Source organism: Streptomyces sp. RP5T (assembly GCF_003933965.1).
GTDB lineage: Bacteria > Actinomycetota > Actinomycetes > Streptomycetales > Streptomycetaceae > Streptomyces.
On sequence record NZ_RSAJ01001002.1, the window covers coordinates 1 to 1,725 of the forward strand.

1 protein-coding gene and 1 pseudogene are annotated in these 1,725 nt (G+C 69.0%); both read right to left on the reverse strand.

Going from position 1 to position 1,725, the window contains the following annotated elements:
* Positions 1–465, reverse strand: a pseudogene (locus tag EHS43_RS43915) (hypothetical protein); the annotation flags it as partial.
* Positions 466–568: 103 nt separating this feature from the next.
* Positions 569–1,725, reverse strand: a 1,157-nt coding sequence (locus EHS43_RS43920) for a hypothetical protein (protein WP_148104322.1), incomplete at its 5' end; no start/stop codon positions are given.

A 1,725-nucleotide genomic window follows, 5' to 3' on the forward strand; every position in this document is an offset into this window, starting at 1 on the left:
GTCCAGGAGCGCAGGGGTCTTGCGTACGCGTGAGGCGTCGAGGAGTTGGGCCCAGTCCGGGCGGCGGGCGGCGTCCTCGGCGACGGCGTGCAGGACGGTCCTGAGCGTGTCCCCGGTCTTGGGGGAGGGCGGCTTGCCCGACGTGGACGCGATCCGGCCCTGTTCCCACTGCGGTCCGGCCGGACCTTCCCATGCGAGCAGGTAGCCGGTGTGTCGGGCGGTGCTGTTGCGCAGCCGGGGCAGGGAGTCGGCGGGCGGGAGTGCGGCCATGGCGTCGGCAGATCCGAAGCTGGCACGCAGGGCCGTGAACTGGTCCCAGTGGTGCGGGTGGTGGGTGCCGGTGACGTGGACGGCGCCTCGCAGGGCGCCCCCGAGCGTGTAGACAACGGCGTCACTGCCTCGGGGCTCGGCGCGAGCGTGCACACGTCCCGAGGGGGTTTCGATGATCAGAAACAGCAGGTCCATGCAGGCTCCTTCTGAGGGTGTGGTGGGTTGGCGCCGGAAGCGGGTTGCCGCCCGCTTCCAACGATGATAATCATACGCTTTCTTGGTGATGCAAGCAAGCTGCTCAGTCGTGGGAGAGCTGTACGGGTACAAGGATCTGCCGGTGATATCCCTCGTCCTTCTCACCGGTCGCGGTGATCGCGAAGGGTGCGTGGTTGCGTCCTTCACGCTGGGGCGGCAGGTGCAGGGTGACGGACTCGCTGTCGAACGCGGCCAGTGCTGCCAGCAGATAGGCACCCGTGGTGATCAGCGGTGCACCCCCCAGCGGTGCGGCTTCCTGCGCTTCGCACGCTGCGGCTACAGCCGAACCGGTGGCTCGGTCCTGCTCGTCCTTCTGTGGCAAGCGTGGGACAACGCGCAGGACCCCTGTCTCGTCGTCGCTGTGCGTGAGGATGACCTGGGCCCACTGCTCGGCTGCCCCCTTCGCCGTGGCCACCGCCCGTGCCTTGCTGACGGCCCGGATGAGGTCCTTGCGGGGCAGGGTGAGCGTTCCGCTGTCTGCGACGGGCGCGAACACGGAAGGGGGAAGGACTCCGTCCAGCCGCCATGCAGTGAGGGTGGTGGATCCGAACTCCAGCGTGGCCACCCCCAGTTCAGGGGTCGTAAGCACCTCGGCAGTCGTGACGGTCTCGGAGGGCAGACCGAGTGCCACGGGCCCCTTGTAGGTGCCGCTGAACTTCACCATTTGGCGCAGGACGTTGCTCGGGATGAGCGCGCGGTAGGCGCACGTCTCCGCGTGGTGGTCCCAGGGTTGGGCTGGCATGACAGTCTCGGCGGCGCGGTGCCGGTCTGTAGCCCTGAGCCGCAAGGTGCCGGTGCACATGCGGAGTTCCACGCCCGTCAGAATCGGCAGGATCTCGTCCTTGGCCGCGACCGGAAGTACGCGCGTGAGCTGGCGGAAGAACTCGCCTCCGTCGACGGTGGCAACGGTGGGCGCCACGGGTGGCGCGGCGGTCACTGGTGTGGCGAACGAGCGGACGGGTACGGCCACGTCCGGCGTGGCCACGGTCGCGCCGTTGAGATCGATGGGTGTGCGTGCGGCCTGTGCCTGGCTGTCGCCCTTGACGGCAGCGTCCAGCACTCGGGTCAGTTCGCGGTGTTCGTATGTGCTGCGCCCGGTACCGCCTGGCTCGGCCTCGACAACCACAGTCACGGCGATGTCGGTTCCGCCGTCCGCGTAGGGGCGGTAGGCGGAGGCGGTGAGCTTGCTGCCCTGGGCGG